This is a genomic window from Bifidobacterium sp. RTP21102st3_E2_RTP21102_210122 (assembly GCF_040916945.1).
GTDB lineage: Bacteria > Actinomycetota > Actinomycetes > Actinomycetales > Bifidobacteriaceae > Bifidobacterium > Bifidobacterium longum.
This window is the reverse complement of the sequence record NZ_JBCPAN010000003.1, coordinates 394,870-409,926: the sequence shown is the minus strand read 5'-3', so window position 1 is coordinate 409,926 and position 15,057 is coordinate 394,870. Positions and strand designations below refer to the sequence as shown.

15 protein-coding genes and 2 pseudogenes are annotated in these 15,057 nt (G+C 54.0%); 13 read left to right on the top strand and 4 right to left on the bottom strand.

All coding sequences use genetic code 11. The features are described 5' to 3' along the window. The first annotated feature begins 146 nt into the window (after positions 1-146). From AB5287_RS05790 to AB5287_RS05755, 8 genes are all read left to right on the top strand, one after another. Positions 147-611 (top strand): membrane protein, encoded by a 465-nt coding sequence (locus AB5287_RS05790; protein WP_007053345.1) that lies wholly within the window; start codon positions 147-149, stop codon positions 609-611. A gap of 128 nt (positions 612-739) precedes the next feature. Then, a complete protein-coding gene (gene glgA, locus AB5287_RS05785; RefSeq protein WP_368220873.1) occupies positions 740-1,990 on the top strand; it encodes a glycogen synthase in 1,251 nt (416 codons plus the stop codon). A 165-nt stretch (positions 1,991-2,155) separates the two neighbouring features. Continuing rightward, positions 2,156-3,004 carry an ABC transporter ATP-binding protein gene (locus AB5287_RS05780; RefSeq protein WP_015512249.1) on the top strand — a complete coding sequence of 283 codons (849 nt, stop codon included), beginning with the start codon at positions 2,156-2,158 and terminating at the stop codon, positions 3,002-3,004. A 161-nt stretch (positions 3,005-3,165) separates the two neighbouring features. Then, on the top strand, positions 3,166-4,008 hold the full coding sequence (locus AB5287_RS05775) for an HAD family hydrolase (RefSeq protein WP_032684674.1): 843 nt from the start codon (positions 3,166-3,168) through the stop codon (positions 4,006-4,008). 95 nt (positions 4,009-4,103) lie between these two features. Then, entirely contained in the window at positions 4,104-4,271 is a 168-nt protein-coding gene (locus tag AB5287_RS05770) for a hypothetical protein (RefSeq protein ID WP_015512247.1), read from the top strand. Further along, on the top strand, positions 4,271-4,813 hold the full coding sequence (locus tag AB5287_RS05765) for a hypothetical protein (RefSeq protein WP_165498934.1): 543 nt from the start codon (positions 4,271-4,273) through the stop codon (positions 4,811-4,813). Before AB5287_RS05770 ends, AB5287_RS05765 begins: the two co-directional genes overlap by 1 nt. A gap of 77 nt (positions 4,814-4,890) precedes the next feature. After that, positions 4,891-5,073, top strand: coding sequence for a hypothetical protein (locus AB5287_RS05760; RefSeq protein WP_025299794.1), 183 nt, complete (start codon positions 4,891-4,893; stop codon positions 5,071-5,073). A 39-nt stretch (positions 5,074-5,112) separates the two neighbouring features. Beyond that, entirely contained in the window at positions 5,113-5,661 is a 549-nt protein-coding gene (locus AB5287_RS05755) for a peroxiredoxin (RefSeq protein WP_368220869.1), read from the top strand. An 87-nt stretch (positions 5,662-5,748) separates the two neighbouring features. Here AB5287_RS05755 and AB5287_RS05750 read toward each other — a convergent pair whose 3' ends face one another. Beyond that, positions 5,749-6,573 carry a hypothetical protein gene (locus AB5287_RS05750; RefSeq protein ID WP_008783627.1) on the bottom strand — a complete coding sequence of 275 codons (825 nt, stop codon included), beginning with the start codon at positions 6,571-6,573 and terminating at the stop codon, positions 5,749-5,751. A gap of 140 nt (positions 6,574-6,713) precedes the next feature. Here AB5287_RS05750 and AB5287_RS05745 point away from each other — a divergent pair, with 140 nt between their 5' ends. Beyond that, entirely contained in the window at positions 6,714-8,006 is a 1,293-nt protein-coding gene (locus AB5287_RS05745; RefSeq protein ID WP_197531118.1) for a DDE-type integrase/transposase/recombinase, read from the top strand. 270 nt (positions 8,007-8,276) lie between these two features. Here the strand turns inward: AB5287_RS05745 and AB5287_RS05740 are convergent, their stop codons facing one another. Together AB5287_RS05740 and AB5287_RS05735 are read right to left on the bottom strand one after the other, a co-directional pair. Continuing rightward, on the bottom strand, positions 8,277-9,968 hold the full coding sequence (locus AB5287_RS05740) for an AIPR family protein (protein WP_015512242.1): 1,692 nt from the start codon (positions 9,966-9,968) through the stop codon (positions 8,277-8,279). Between the two features lie 697 nt (positions 9,969-10,665). Further along, positions 10,666-12,570: an SWIM zinc finger domain-containing protein gene (locus tag AB5287_RS05735; protein WP_368220866.1), complete on the bottom strand. Its 1,905-nt coding sequence runs from the start codon at positions 12,568-12,570 to the stop codon at positions 10,666-10,668. Positions 12,571-12,675: 105 nt separating this feature from the next. On the opposite strand from AB5287_RS05735, the gene AB5287_RS05730 reads away from it, so the two are divergent. The 3 genes and pseudogenes from AB5287_RS05730 to AB5287_RS05720 all read left to right on the top strand — a co-directional run bounded on the left by AB5287_RS05730 (position 12,676) and on the right by AB5287_RS05720 (position 13,606). Continuing rightward, positions 12,676-12,801: a hypothetical protein gene (locus AB5287_RS05730; RefSeq protein WP_012471885.1), complete on the top strand. Its 126-nt coding sequence runs from the start codon at positions 12,676-12,678 to the stop codon at positions 12,799-12,801. Between the two features lie 36 nt (positions 12,802-12,837). Beyond that, positions 12,838-13,188, top strand: a pseudogene (locus AB5287_RS05725) (DUF1828 domain-containing protein); the annotation flags it as partial. A gap of 71 nt (positions 13,189-13,259) precedes the next feature. Further along, positions 13,260-13,606: pseudogene (locus tag AB5287_RS05720) on the top strand (DUF1829 domain-containing protein). A gap of 111 nt (positions 13,607-13,717) precedes the next feature. Here AB5287_RS05720 and AB5287_RS05715 read toward each other — a convergent pair. After that, positions 13,718-14,149: an EamA family transporter gene (locus tag AB5287_RS05715; RefSeq protein ID WP_226829913.1), complete on the bottom strand. Its 432-nt coding sequence runs from the start codon at positions 14,147-14,149 to the stop codon at positions 13,718-13,720. Between the two features lie 232 nt (positions 14,150-14,381). Here AB5287_RS05715 and AB5287_RS05710 point away from each other — a divergent pair, with 232 nt between their 5' ends. Next, positions 14,382-15,020 carry a plasmid pRiA4b ORF-3 family protein gene (locus AB5287_RS05710; protein WP_193021243.1) on the top strand — a complete coding sequence of 213 codons (639 nt, stop codon included), beginning with the start codon at positions 14,382-14,384 and terminating at the stop codon, positions 15,018-15,020. Positions 15,021-15,057: the final 37 nt, after the last annotated feature.

The window sequence follows — 15,057 nt, the reverse complement described above, 5'->3', positions numbered from 1 at the left end:
GGACGAGGAGATCGCCAGGCTACAATCGAAGGCAGCCAGCCCGAACACAAGCGTTGCGCTTACAAATTGAACCCGGGGGTGGCAAATTGCCGCCGATAAGCGAGTAATATAGCCAACAGTGTCACCGTCGAAACAGGAGTAGTGAAATGCCGAATCGTGCAGAACGCCGTGCCCAAGCCAAAGCAGGCCGCAGGGGAGTGCCGTCGCAGTATGACCAGACCCGTGGCCGTGGCCGTTCGGGAATGATTGACGAATACCAGCTGCAGCAGAAGTCCCAGCGTCTGCAGGACGGCACCGACGGCACCGAATGGAAGCCCAGCGGCGGTACGATTGCGGACACCGAAACCCTGCTGACCACTAACCCGAACTACACGAATCCGAAGATGTTCAAGGCACCGCATTCGCTGCGTCAGTGGTTCCGTGTGGGCAGCTGGACGCTGATCGCCATCGCGATTATCGCGTTCTTCGTGGTTATGTGGCTGCCAAGCCATCCGATGTGGCTGATCATCACCGTTTCCGCGGTGTTCATTGTGGGTGTGCTGAGCCTGTTCTTTACGGCTGGCGATTCCAAGCATAATCCGAATTTGGATCAGAACGGCACGGCAGTCTGATCTTTTGCCTGGTGAATCCGGCTTGAAAAGCAAAACGCACGACGGAAGTTGTGCGTTTTCTTGTATGCGGTGCCCTAAAGTAAGAAGTGCTTGAGTTTCTTTCTGACGCACGAAGGAGAGGCAGTCCGATGAAAGTTGATATTCTAACCCGCGAATACCCGCCGCATGTCTATGGTGGGGCCGGCGTACACGCCGAGGAACTGTCCAAGGTGCTTGCCGAGCGCATCGACGTAACTGTTCGTGCGTTTGATGGCAAGCGCACCGAGGCGGACATTCCTGCTATCCCGAATGCTGCCGATGCTAAGGGCAGCTTGAAGGTCGTCGGCTATGACACGCCTTCTGAGCTGGCTGATGCCAACCCCGCATTGAAGACCTTCGGCGTTGATTTGCAGATCGCCAATGATGTGGACGCCGACATCATCCACGCGCACACCTGGTATGCCTGCCTGGCGGGCTACCTGGCCAAGATGCTGCACGGCACTCCATTGGTTATTACCGCGCACTCTCTGGAGCCGTTCCGCCCGTGGAAGCGTGAGCAGCTCGGCGGCGGCTACAATCTGAGCTCCTGGGCTGAGAAGGATGCTTACGAGCACGCCGACCGTGTGATCGCCGTGTCCGGCGGTATGCGCAAGGACATTCTGACCGCCTACCCGAACCTCGACCCGGACAAGGTCGTCGTGGTGTACAACGGCATCACCATGGCCGACTTCGCCACCCCGGCCCCTGACGACCCGGGCTGGAAGGTGTTCGATCGTTACAACATCGACCGTTCGAAGCCCACCCTGCTGTTTGTGGGCCGCATCACCCGTCAGAAGGGTCTGCCATACCTGCTCAAGGCCCTACATCTGATTTCCAAGGACATTCAGGTGGTGCTGTGCGCGGGAGCGCCCGACACCCCGGAAATCGCCGAAGAGGTCAAGACCGCGTTCGCCAAGCTGGATGAGGAGCGCGGCAACATCGTCTGGATTGAAGAAATGCTGCCGAAGCCTGAGCTGAATGCTTTGGAACACGGCTGTGATGCCTTCATTTGCCCGAGCATTTATGAGCCGCTCGGCATCGTGAACCTTGAGGCCATGGCCTGCGGTCTGCCGGTCGTCGCATCCGCCACCGGCGGTATTCCGGAAGTCGTGGTCGACGGCGAAACCGGCTATCTGGTCCCGATTGACCAGCTGCACGACGGCACCGGCACCCCCACCGATCCGGACAAGTTTGTACACGATATGGCCGCCGCTATCGACAAGATCATGGCTGACCCCGAACTCGCCAAGAAGATGGGACAGGCCGGCTACGAACGCGCCCGCGACGTGTTCAGCTGGGAGACCATCGCCGACAAGACCGTGGAAGTCTACCAGTCCGTGCTCGACGAGCAGAAGAAGTAAGTAGCGCTGCAACGAGTGCCCCCCTCAGTCCGGCTGCGCCGGCCAGCTCCCCTCAGGGAGGGGAGCCAGAATATTGTCTCTTGGCTCCCCTTCTTTGAGGGGAGCTGTCACCGTAGGTGACTGAGGGGAGTCCTCAGATCGCGAATCATAGTTAGCATTTCACTCATGACAAACACCGTCCTCCAACTCGACAACGTCGAATTCCGGCGTAACCGTCGTGTCATTATCACCGACGTGAACCTCACCATCAACGCGGGGGAGCGTTGGGTGCTGTTCGGTCCGAACGGCATCGGCAAATCCACCGCGGTCGGCATGCTGGCCACCCGCACCTTCCCCTCGGAAGGCCGCGTGTTCATTCTCGGCCACCAGCTCGGCAAATACGACGTATTCAAGCTGCGCACCCGCATCGGTCTCGCCTCTGCCGACCTGGGCCGGCAGTTCCCTGAGTTCGAGGACCCGCTGGACGCCGTGGTCACCGGCCTGTCCGCCGTGACTGGGCGCTGGCGTGATACTTATACGGACGAGGAATATGCCCGCGCCCGCCAGCTGCTGCGTGATTTTCGCGTCTCCTATCTGGAAGGCAAGGAGATGTGGCGACTGTCCGAAGGCGAACGCACCCGCGTATTGATCGCCCGTGCGCTGATGGGAGATCCCGAGCTGCTCATCATGGATGAGCCGACCACCGGCCTTGACCTGGGCGGCCGCGAGCAGGTGATGCGCACACTGAGCCGTATCGGCGAGGAAAGTTCTGATCGCGCCGTGGTCTTGGTTACTCACCGCCTGGAGGAGATTCCGGCAGGCTTCGATCACATCGCCATTATGGGTCGCAAGCCGATTCCCGCCGAGGATGCCACTGAAGCGGGCCTCGATGTAATGGGCAATCCCGGTGCGGGCACCATCGTCTATACCGGTTCACTGGAAGACGGTCTGACCGACGAGCGTCTCTCCAATCTCTTCGGTATGCCCATCGAAGTCCAGCACACCCACGGTCGCTGGGCCGCCTACGCCGTGTGACGGCCGTCATTGGACTCTTTTCGGCGACCTTTTCCCTTAGCCTCTGGAGGGGGTTGTCAGCGTAAGCTGGCTGGGTCCCTTTATTAGCCCCCTCTGATGAGGGGGGGCTGTCGGCGAAGCTGACTGGGAGGGGGAGAAAATTGGGGAATATGGAAAGCAACATGACCAACAGCAAACTCGTATTCATCGATATCGACGGCACCCTAGCCGACGAAAACCACGTCGTACCCGAATCTGCCAGAATCGCTTGCAAACAAGCCCAGGCCAACGGCCACAAGCTCTTCATCTGCACCGGGCGTTCCGTGCCGAAAATCGAACGCAGCATCCTCGACCTCGGTTTCGATGGCGTGGTTTCCGTGGCGGGTGCTCAGGCGAATGTCGGAGACAGGCTGCTGTTCCAGCATCTCGCCCCTCCTGAAGCGGTCGATGCGGCGATGGCGTATTTTGCCAAGCATCATATCGAGAGCTACCAATGGCAAGGTGCGGATGGCATGTACATCTCGGAAGGCTACCGTCAACATCTGGAATCGAAAGGCAAGACCTGGAATCGTGGCGAATTCGCGCGATTCTGGCACCTGTTGGATGAGATTGACGTGCCGGCCGGCTCCACGCTGGGGCACACGATTCACGTGAGCAAAGGCTCATACTTCACCGCCCCGAATCCGGACGTGACCTTCGAGGAAACCCAGCGTGATCTCGCTCCTTGGTTCGAGCTCGTTCACGGCTCATACGACAAAATCTCGCCGAATAACGGCGAACTACTCATCAACGGCATCGACAAAGGCACTGCCGTACGCGACGTGGCTTCTTTGCTGGGCTACTCCGTTGCCGACACCATCGCCATCGGCGACTCCGACAACGACACCGCCATGCTCAAGGCCGCCGGCATATCCGTAGCCATGGGCAACGCCATCCACGGCATCCAAGCCTTCTGTGACTTCACCACCACCGACATTCACCAGGACGGCCTGGCCAACGCCTTCAAGATGTTGGGACTGGTGTGAGGCTATGTCGTTTGCTCTCAGACGAAGGATCCTTTCGTGCTGTAGTATTAATAAATAAGTTGAATATACTGAACGGGGAAGGAGGGAACGATCTTATGCCGACGATAATGAAAGAACGGATGGAAGTCAGCATTCGTGTCACTCCTCAGCAGGCTTTTGATTTCATCAAGCAGCAGATAGACACCAATGAAGGCTTTGATGAGGATACTCGACCAGTGCGGGTGCATGATTCAGCTTATTTGAAGCAACTTCTGGAGAGCTGATGAGCTCCGCCGTATGTGTCATTTTCGACTGCAATATTTATATCGATGTGGCAGAAGCCCTAGGTTTTGACGCGTCGCTAGCTAATTTGCGTAATTTCAGAACTGCAAGTAGGCCTTTACAAGCCGAAATCGATGCTTTTCAATGCGTGCTAGCAGGAAAATTTGGTCCGTATGATTTAAAGCTTGGCAGCTCGCTGCACATCAAAGACACGGTACAGCATGAGCTAAGCAGATTGCCGGAATGGTCGGAATCCTCGGCGAAATCATTCCTCGATCAATTCCATGACAATCTTGTTGATATTATGTTGACCGGATTTATCGGAGAAGAACACGTGCCACCCTTGGATCATGAAGATGGAGTGGTATTCGGCACATGCCATGAAATCAGGAATACTCCGGGCATCGTGCAAACGATCCTTGTCACACGAGATAAGCAGTTCGCGGATTCATTCAAAGATGTGCCTTCCCATACTACGGTGCTTCATCCGATTGGCTTCATGAAACTTTGCGACGCGGCACAACGTATGCTGCGCCGAGCATAGAGAATTGTGAATTCAAAATGGTTTGTTCATCATGCGAAAACAGTGGTCATCTGTCCGTCGCGGTTGCGCAATTTACGGTGGCAGAGGAACCGGAACGGAATCTGGAGATCATCGACGGATTCGCGCGTGATGCTGCGGTGGGCGATAGGGAAGCCGATCTCATTACTGCTGAGCTGAGTCGTGAGTGTCTTGATTCCGCGCATCGAACATTGCCGGTGTTGCAGAATCGCCGTTTTGCCGATCCGCAGTTGTGTGACTGACCTCTGAATAACTTTACTAGCGCTGTTGATAAGGGTTCTATGATGGGAATCATGACCACTACTGTTGATAGCTCTGATTCAATGCCGGAACGTCTGCAAGAGGGGAGCGTGGCGCCCGATTTCACTCTGCCGGCGGTTATACCTGGGTTTACAGAGAGCGGATCAATCAACCTGTCTGACGTGCTCGAGGCCGGCCGCAAGGTAGTGCTGTACTTCTACCCGGCCGCGATGACGCCCGGTTGCACCACCGAGGCTTGCGATTTCCGTGACAATCTCGCCCGATTGGCGTCGAAAAACGTTACGGTGCTTGGCGTCTCCAAGGACTCGCTTGACAAGCTGCGCAAGTTTGCACAGCGTGATCATCTCACGTTCCCGCTGCTGTCTGATCCCGACCTGACCGTGCACAAGCTGTACGGCGCATATGGCGAAAAGAAGCTCTACGGCAAGATACACGTAGGCGTGATCCGTTCGACGCTCGTCATCAATCCCGACGGCTCCGTGGTTATCGCTCGTTACAACGTACGTGCCAAAGGCCATGTCGATTCGCTATTAAAGGCACTGGAAAAGTTGGAGAAGCTGGAGAAGTAGTGCGTTCTCGTTGTTCGGACACAGTGGTTCGTGCGGTATGCGCCGTATGAACCACTGCCGTATGAACCACCGGTTGACTTCTCGGACTCACCGGCAAATAGTGAGACCGTGGGCGCGCAGTACGTCTATGGCTGGCATGTAATCGAGCGATGTTGCGGTGGGATTGAGCATCAGTTCGCGGATGGCGGCGGATGCTGAGGACTCGCTTGTCTTCGAGGATTCTGCGGCCGGGAACAGAGCGTCGGCGATTAGGGAGATGATACGGGAACGTGCATCGCCGGCATTGGCATTGTTGCTGCTGTTGCCGGCGTCGGCAGTGGCGGATTTGCCAATAATTGTGGAGCTGTTTCGTAGAATCGTATTCAACGCTGCGGCAAGCGGCTCGGGATTGTTCTTTGTCGCTTCGACAATGTCATCGAGCTGATCGAATAAGGCGAACAGCCATGCACGGCGTTGCCCCTCATCGTTGCCAGCCGCAAGCCTTTCATTGGTGACGCGCACGAGTTCATCAATCGGTACTGCTGGCGTCTTTGCCGGATCGCGATGCTCGCGGTTGTCTTCGATATCTCCCATCAGATGCTGGATTTTGCACTCGTCCTGCAATACGGTGGTCTCGGCAAATGCGGTGGCGATGGCGTCCGCATCGATGAACTTGCCACCCTCGGACTGGAAGCGCACGCGCTTAGGCTCGCTGTAATAATGCGACATGCCGAATGTGATGTACTGCGGCATCTCGTCCTGCAATTGCTTGACCGCATCCGCCACTTTGCGCATGTCCGCAAGCTGCTGATGCACCACAATAAAGGCAAGCACTGCTTTGGCGTCGGCGAGAGTGAGCGGCTGACCGATGCTGGCTCCATGATGGTGCTCATGATGCGCGAACATGTTCTTCAGCGAATCAAACAATCCCATAATATCCTCCTTCGGACTGGGCGTAACCGGCCGACGTGCCTCACGTTTTTTGAGCGCGTAGTGCATAGTGGTGCCTCATCGGGAATGAGCGCGAACGGTACCGGTCCTGTTTGGCTTGTCTTATGGGAGACGGGATCAGCATGGCGACGAAGCGGCAGATCACCCTGAGATTCAGGGATGAGTACATGAAGGCATCGAAGAAGGACAAGGGACGCATCCTCGACGAGATGTGCTCCGTGTTGGCAATCGGCAGGAGCACCGCAAGACGCAGGCTCGCGGAAGCCGGACGCGGCAGGCCGTCGCCGCCGCCCGAGGAGCGGCTGAAGCGGTATTCAGAGCAGTCGCGCGACCTGCTGGTGCGGGTGTGGCTGATGATGGATCTGCCGTGCGCGAAGTATTTGAAGGCGATGCTGCCGACGTGGCTGCCGATGCTGCGCGCGCATGGCGAGCTCGCCGACTATGACGGGTTCGCGTTCCTGGAGCTGGAGAGGATGAGCTCGGCCACGATGGACCGGTACCTCGAAAAGACGCGGGACGCCGCCAGGCCCAGGGGAACCGTGCCGACCCGGCCCGCGGGCGAGCTGCTGCGCAACTCCATCGCGATCAGGAAGGCCGGCGACGAATTGGACGGCCTGCCCGGCAACGTCGAGGCCGACACCGTCGCCCACTGCGGTCCGAGCGCCAGAGGCGAGTTCTGCCGCACCCTGACCGTCGTCGACATCGCGACCGGATGGACCGAGAACGCCTCCTGTCGCAACAACGCGTTCGTGAACTTCTCCAAGGCCGAGGAGACGATCGAGGGGCGGATGCCGTTCCGCATCCGCCCCTACGACACGGACAACGGCAGCGAATTCATCAACCGGGACCTGATCGCATGGCTACAGGAGCGCGACATCGAGCAGACCCGCTCCCGCCCCTACAGGAAGAACGACCAGGCCACCGTCGAATCCAGGAACAACCACATCGTGCGCCGTCACGCGTTCCACTACCGGTACACGGTCGACGAGCTCGGCCTTCTCAACGAGCTATGGGAGTTGGTGCGCATCAAGGCCAACCTGTTCACCCCGTCCAAGAAGCCCGTCGGCCGGGCCTGCACCCGCGACGGGCGGCCGCGGCGCGTCTACGACGAGCCGCGCACCCCGTGGGAGAGGCTCAAGGAGTTCGACGAGAAGGACCGGGCCGCGGGAGGACCGGGATTCATCCTGCCCGGCAAACGCGAGGAGATCGAACGGATCATCGCCACGACGAACCCCGCGGAGCTCGTCCGGCGCATCCACGCCATACAGGACCGACTCGAAGCCCTGGCCGCGCCACGCACTGCACAGCTCGCCAGACGCGCCGGCCCGGACATGGCATACTTGAACAAGACGCTCGCCCGGATCGCGGGCGTCGAACCGGAAGACGACGAAACCCGGCAGGCCGACGAGGACTAGGATTTCGCGCTCACCCCCGGTGAGGCACCACTCCGGATTACGCGCTCACTTTCAAATGAGGCACCTCGAGGCAAGGCGACGAAGGTGAGTTTGACATCAGAACGTGCCGAGTGAGCCGCTTGCACTTATATGCGAACACACTGATGAAATCTGCGAATAGAACCTATATTTTGTCCTTAAACTCCAATACTCGGTTGGTTCTCGGTTGCAAATACTCAATACCGTATCTTCTCTAAAATTTCCGATAATGTGACCCCAAAAAACTTTGTCTCACGAATTAATTGTCTCCCTTATACTCAGAATAAGTTTCGAGCCTTTTGCGACCTTACTATTTCCCCCCATATCACGGTATAAATTATAGACCTGATCCAGTGCAGATTGAATCTGCTCATCTTCGATAGCAGAAAAATCAATATTCATGAAATCTGCAAAAGTAATATCTGTTTTCTGGCAGATTGAAGCAACAAGAAAATAAAGTACATAAAATAATATATCATTTTGATCTCCTCTTGGCAAATCAGAGCCCTTGATAAAGCGTTCTACCCTTTTGCCTAATTCGGCACTTCTCCAATAAACTTGTATACCAATATCATTTGAATATAGTGCCTCGTAGTGATTATCATCGTTTAATAATGTCGACGGCCTAGCCCTCGCCGTATTGGGAGCGGATTTAAAGATCGACATAAGGCATTGTCCTAAAAAGGCAACACTAACAATTTCAGAAGGACGTTTACCCTGATTGCGGTAGTAATTCTTGCGGCGATCATAGTATAGACCATGATACTTAAGACACATTTCTATGTTGCGATGAATTGCGTCAGTGGTTCTCAGTGCTACAGCTGGAATACTAGTCTGACTATTTGTTGCAAGTATTATTTTATCCCGCGAAGACTCACTTTCGGCGACAATCACTCTGACTAGAATATTACGATATTCCATATCCAATTTATCTGGATTATTCTTAAAAAATGAAAAAATTTCATTAGATGTTTGAAGTCCATTAACAATTTCCGGATCAGTAATCAATAGTCGCTTTGATGTTTCTTGAATCGCGTCAGAAGCAATAATGGTGACTCCATTGTTGAGCCACCAGAAATCATCTTTATCATTTGCCGACAATGTATGTTGTATTGCCTTGTTCACATTGTTGTATCCTTGATAATCACGTACATTTGATTCAAAAATTGATTTCCGAATATTTCCATTATCGTCAGAAATAAACTTATAATACGTGTTTAGCTTTACGAGAGCGACATAATCTTTTCGCTCGCCTAATGCAATTGGAATATCCGCCAGAGGAAGACTCAGCTTCATTGTTGGGGCGGAATTCACTAAGGTCATAAGTTCCTTAGCGCCTATATGCCGCACATGGACTTCCTCTTCAGGAAAAAGCTTCTGTATTTCTTCTTTTAGTTCGGCTTCCTGGGCGAGTACATTAGGATGTACTTCCTCACCTAAAGAGACATACACGAATTCAAATGAAATTGAAACGGTTTTACCCATAAGGTCCTGACGCAGTCTGCGAAACATCGCGAAAAAATCTATTAACCTCGAATCATATCGATCTCTGAAATTGAAAAGCTCTTTATCAAAATCTAAAACATTGGAAGCAAGAGTCTTCCATTTCATAATTACATTTTCATTGAATGAAAGTTCATTTTTAGCTTGAATAATCACTACTCGCAATTGCGCTTCGCGTGAACGGTCGGCCACACTCTTAATCTCATCCTCATGTACCAATTCCGAATTACAGAATAGATAGGCGCCATCACATCCGCCATCCCCACTGCGTCCCATCAGCCCTAGATTGATATCGTCAGCGCTGAGTTCATCTTCCTTAAGAGTTTTATCAGCAGCGAAGAATTCAAAATAATCGGAAACTCGAGTGTAGTCGGATCTATTAAACTCTCGTTCGATAAATCCCCTCAGCAGCGATTGATTGTTACTTAATTTTTTTGTCATGCTTAATACCTACTTTCTAGTCTGGCGTCGATTTTACTTCTTGTGCATCTATCCATCAAGCTGTTCGATGTTCATGACCGTGTTTGTTCTTCCGGAAAAAAGGGAGGTAAGACAGGAAGCGACTGGAGACCGCTTATTATGTCCAGAAGCTTCTAAATCATTTCTCGCTGCATCATCAGGACAACGAACACAGTCAAAGTGTCAAAGTCGCTGTGTTTGCTTACCAAGTGTGTTGAGCGGCTATGCTGATGTTCGTAGCATGCATGGCAATGTTTGAACACACGTACGCACAGGCGTGGTGCGGTGTTATCGTGTGCCGTGTCATGTAGAGCGTTTGCGGTTGCTGGCGATGATGTGGGTCTGTGTGACGGTAGAGTCTTTGCCATCTCTTATGCAGTCGTCCTGTGCGTTCTGCCTCAATGTCTGTTCGATGGGCTCGATAGTATTTTTTCCGCAGTGTAGGCTGGTTTTTCCTGGTTTCCGATATGATTATCGGGGGAAAGCATAGGCTCGCATGTCTGTATATTCTTCCAAGTCGCAATTCGAATTGGATTTAGGCTGGTTGCCGCTTGCCGAGGCTCAGGAGAGGAAGGAATAATGATACCCACCGTGCAGGCTATCAGGAGACTCGACCTGCCGGGGCTGTAGCGAGCGGAGATAGTGTGTCATCTGCATGTGGACCGAGGGGCGGCCAAAGTTATGCGGATATGGAGGATCGCTCGCCAAGTCCGAAAAAAGGAATTGCAAGCAGGTAATCGACCATAACGCAATAGGTTAGGGCCGCATCCGAAAGCCGTTCGTCCACGATGAGCTTCTCATAAGCGGGATTGCGCCAGCCGCTGTGACGCTGCGTGCCGCCTTTGGTGGTCATTTCCGGCTGGTACTTGATGCGGTCGATGATGTTCCGGGCACAATCTCTGGCCAGCCCATCAGCCACGTCATGCCATTCGTCTGCGCTAAGACCGCCGTAGATGCGTAACAGATTGCGTAGTTTACTCACGTAATGGGTATCGGATCTGTCGTTGCAGGAAAGAATGTAGTACCGATACACGTTGGCGAGCAGGCCAACGTCATTGAGTCCCTCGGCGCAGCATTCCATGATGGTATGCCATCCATGGGGCAGCAGGTCCGGCAGCAGACCGTTATGCCGGGCATCGATATCGACATCTTCCATATCCCGGCTCGACAGAAGGAAACCTTGTGCGAGCATGTATGCGGAACGCAAGTGCCCTTCATGAATCATGTTCGCAGCGTTCATCAGTGTGAGGGCCATTGACTCCGAGTATTCGCTCAGAAGCTGCTCGCGTCCAGCGTCATCGTCGGACAGAACATACAGATCGTAGGCGTTCATTAGCGTGAACAGTTGCAATACGTGCAACGATTCATCCGAAATGAAGTCGGTTTCGTCGTCTACTTCGCTCGTGTCCTCGTTATCCTCATCCTCGTCGTCCTCGTCGCTTTCTTCGCTCTCTTCGTTGAACGAGTATTCCAGATTACGCGTTATCGCGTTGTCGATCACGTCATAGGCCCACATGCGTTTGTCGTCATATTGGGCGAAAGCGAGCGCGCTGGAAATCAGCAACATACTGTTCAATGGTTCGTATTGCCGCATGTCTTTGTCGTTCGCGGCCTGCGCAATGGTGTTCAATGCCTTGCCGGCGGTAGAGGAGTCGGCGAATTCCGCCACATTCTCCATATAGCATCGCACGCGCATCGCCAGATCATCCATAAGCGTGAGCAAAGGTTCGGAGCCATCATCGTTCTCGGACGAGAGCAGAAGCGCGTGGACTTCGTGTATGCACAGTCGCAGGTTGCCGCATGCGCTCGCGTAATCACTGGATTGCAGGGCATTGCCCGCGATAGCCTGCACGGTTTTGATGAATTCTGTGTAGTCACATGATTTGCTGTACGCATCGCTGTGCTTACTGATATGAATAATGAAACGTTCATGGCATCGGCGGATTGTGTCGGAGAGCATGGTTTGTGCGTCGATCAGCGGGATTAGCGGTCGTTCTTCGTCTGGCTGGGCGCAGAACGTCTTTGCGGCTTCGCGCAGTTGGGTGGACCACAGGAACAGCAGATGGCCTTTGCCCTGCTCTGCGCGCGCGTCGAGGTGTTGCTGGATGGGATCCAGCACGGTGCGGGGGAGTGCGATGACACCATCGTGAGCGTTGGCGGTGTCATCATTGTGGTGATTGCCGTGCGCGCCAATGAGCTGTTTGCGCAGTTCGTAAAGCACGGCACCTATATGCTTGCAATATGGTGTTCTCTGATACGGGCAGGTGCACGCGGCGGATTGTATGCGAATCGAATTGTCGTCAGTTGTGGATTCGTGGTCGCTGTTACTGCTGGTAGTGGCTTGGCCATCAGTGTTTGCTTCATTGGCGTTCTCGCCGTGAGCGTCTTTGCTGAGGCGGATGTCAACGTCATAACAGTCATCGGCACTGCCGGACACCTGCGCGTGATACAGCTGCGGCGCAATCTCCTGCACCGAACTCACGCGGCCCGATTCCCAGTAATCGGTGGCGCGTTCGAGAATCAACGGTGTGCCTTCGAACATGACCTCGAATTGAGCCAGCGTTGGCTTTTGCGGAACAACCATACTGCTGATTGTAGCGGGTGGAGTGTTACTCGCCGCTTGGCGGTGCATACTGGTCTGATGTAGTCTTGTTCCCACTGGGTAATCGCATTCGGGGAAGAGGCGTCAATGGCTGTACTGACAGATGCTGAAGCTCGTCGTATGCTGGAACTGCTGAAGGAAGCTTTGTCTCCGAAGTCCATCACCCTGAATAAAGGCGAGAAGCAATTCCAATTGCATCAGATAAGTTTGTAGTCAAATGAATCGTAGTGTTTACGACGAGAAGAAAGTATGACGAGTTCTGATTTTGACTCATTAATTCGAAGTTACGGAAAATGGCTGTCTGATAACACGACTTATACGCAACTGGATGAGTGGTATGAAGTTAATGTTCCACTTCTGGATGAAGACAACGACTATACGCAGTTCTATGTGAAGCCCGGGAAGAACAGCGTAACGTTCTCTGATGGCTGTGCCACATTACGCCGTTTGGAGTCGCATGGGACGACTGTGACGGAATCGCGTTTGGCAGTGCTCAAAGATATTCTGAATCAGTTTGGTATTGAACGTAACGGCGACGAGCTTACTCTGACGAGCGATACTGCTGATTTTGCTGATGCCAAGAATCGGTTCCTGCAAGCTATCATCAAAGTTGGTGATATGTCTATGCTGGCCAATCCCATGTGCAGACGTATTTTGCAGATGACATTCGTATGTTCTTTAATGCGAACAACATACGGTATGTGGAAGGCGCTCAGTTCCGTGGCAAGTCTGGTTTGCTGTGCCAGTATGACTTTGTGTTGCCGTTCACGAGTAAACAGGCGGAACGATTCTGCACATCTATTACGCGGCCTTCCCAGCGACTCATTTCCGGTACCTTATTTCATGGGAGGATACGCAGGCGGCACGAAAGACACCAAGTGAACTGGTTGTTTTCCTCAATGATTCGGATCGGCGCATTGACAATCAGCTAATAACCGCTTTGGAAAAGTACAATGCGTATCCCATTAAGTGGAGTGAGCGGGAATTTAAGGAGAACTTGTACAAGCTTGCTTCGTGAGTGGTGTTTGTGGCTTTGGTCGGGAGCGAGGTTTCTGCTGTTTGCCGTGTCGACCTCCCCTCAGTCGCCTACGGCGACAGCTCCCCTCGGGGAGGGGAGCTGAGGAAGCGCTTAACGAGCATAGGGCTTCAGCCGCTCCCAATACGCCCGAATCGCGCCGAACGAATACACCGCGATCGCGACCCAAATCACCATGAACGCCGCATAGCCCTGCGCGCGCATCGGCTCGTGCAGCAGGAGCACGGCCACACAGAACTGGATCAGCGGGTTGAGATATTGGATGAAACTCACGGTCAGGTAATGGCTGTGCTGCACGCCGTAGGAGAACGTGGCCAGCGGAATCGCGGTGGCCAGGACGGAGAACGCCACTAACAGCGCGACCATGGCCGCCAACGTGGCGACCAAACGATACGCGAGCACGCTGATGGCATTCATACTGGACAGTGCGCGCCAGTACAGCGGCAGCACGCCCCAGCCGATATTGGACACGAGCGGCGCGGCTATCCCCATTCGCGTCTGCTCGACGGTACGAACCGAAGTCACGTCTCACCACCATAGCGACTGATCACATGAGTGTCCCGCACCTGGTCACATGGCATATTGGACTTGCTGATGATGAACAGTACCGGTTATTGTTAGAGTCTTTTCCACAGGACACGGAGATTGAACAGATGATTCGGCCTTTTCTGAGGGCGCGAATCAGATTCGTAACGCAGTGGTTTGCCCCAGACTCTGTTACGGTGATAATAACTTCATCGTTGATAAGGGAGTCTTCATGGCAGGCAATGGCAACACGGCATTTCGTTTCCGAGTCACTTTGCGCCTTGACGGGCGTGAATGCTGGCGGGAGATTCTGGTGCCGGCATCATTGACGTTCTTCGATTTGCATGCGGTATTGCAGGAATGCTTTATGTGGTACGGCGAGCATCTGTTCTGCTTCTGCGCCACATTTCCGAATGGGAAGCAGGTGCAAGTGGAAGAATTGTGGGGAGAAGAGCCCTCATACCATGAGGCGAGATACGAACAATATATGCCGGTGGAGCCGTTGCCGGAAGTTCGCATTGCTTCGGAAACCGAGCTGGGCGACGTGTTTCCCAAGGCGCGTGCCGCTCGCTATTACTACGATTATGGTGACGATTGGATCCATGATATTAAGCTGCTGCGTACCTACCGCAGCGTGCACGTTGCGGATCCTCAGCTTTGGGATGGGGCGGGGGATGCGCCTCCGGAGGATGTCGGCGGGGCGTATGGGTTCGAGCGGTTCCTTGATACCTTGGGCAATCCCGAAGATGAAGAACATGATGGCACGGTTGAGTGGGCCGAGGACCAGATGTGGGATCGTTTCACGCTGAACCGCCATCGTGAGCGTCTGTTCCGTTGGCACAAGCACCGTGACATGATGTTGTATGAGTGATGCTGAACAGATGATAGCCGAACTGCATTAGGCTACT

Excerpts from the sequence above, each read along its gene's own strand:
- AB5287_RS05735 (WP_368220866.1), bottom strand. The coding sequence starts at position 12,570 with ATGGTTGTTCCGCAAAAGCCAACGCTGGCTCAATTCGAGGTCATGTTC.
- AB5287_RS05730 (WP_012471885.1), top strand. The coding sequence starts at position 12,676 with ATGGCTGTACTGACAGATGCTGAAGCTCGTCGTATGCTGGAACTGCTG.
- AB5287_RS05740 (WP_015512242.1), bottom strand. The coding sequence starts at position 9,968 with ATGACAAAAAAATTAAGTAACAATCAATCGCTGCTGAGGGGATTTATC.
- AB5287_RS05765 (WP_165498934.1), top strand. The coding sequence starts at position 4,271 with ATGAGCTCCGCCGTATGTGTCATTTTCGACTGCAATATTTATATCGAT.
- AB5287_RS05775 (WP_032684674.1), top strand. The coding sequence starts at position 3,166 with ATGACCAACAGCAAACTCGTATTCATCGATATCGACGGCACCCTAGCC.
- AB5287_RS05790 (WP_007053345.1), top strand. The coding sequence starts at position 147 with ATGCCGAATCGTGCAGAACGCCGTGCCCAAGCCAAAGCAGGCCGCAGG.
- AB5287_RS05770 (WP_015512247.1), top strand. The coding sequence starts at position 4,104 with ATGCCGACGATAATGAAAGAACGGATGGAAGTCAGCATTCGTGTCACT.
- AB5287_RS05755 (WP_368220869.1), top strand. The coding sequence starts at position 5,113 with ATGATGGGAATCATGACCACTACTGTTGATAGCTCTGATTCAATGCCG.
- AB5287_RS05750 (WP_008783627.1), bottom strand. The coding sequence starts at position 6,573 with ATGGGATTGTTTGATTCGCTGAAGAACATGTTCGCGCATCATGAGCAC.
- AB5287_RS05780 (WP_015512249.1), top strand. The coding sequence starts at position 2,156 with ATGACAAACACCGTCCTCCAACTCGACAACGTCGAATTCCGGCGTAAC.
- AB5287_RS05710 (WP_193021243.1), top strand. The coding sequence starts at position 14,382 with ATGGCAGGCAATGGCAACACGGCATTTCGTTTCCGAGTCACTTTGCGC.
- AB5287_RS05745 (WP_197531118.1), top strand. The coding sequence starts at position 6,714 with ATGGCGACGAAGCGGCAGATCACCCTGAGATTCAGGGATGAGTACATG.
- glgA (WP_368220873.1), top strand. The coding sequence starts at position 740 with ATGAAAGTTGATATTCTAACCCGCGAATACCCGCCGCATGTCTATGGT.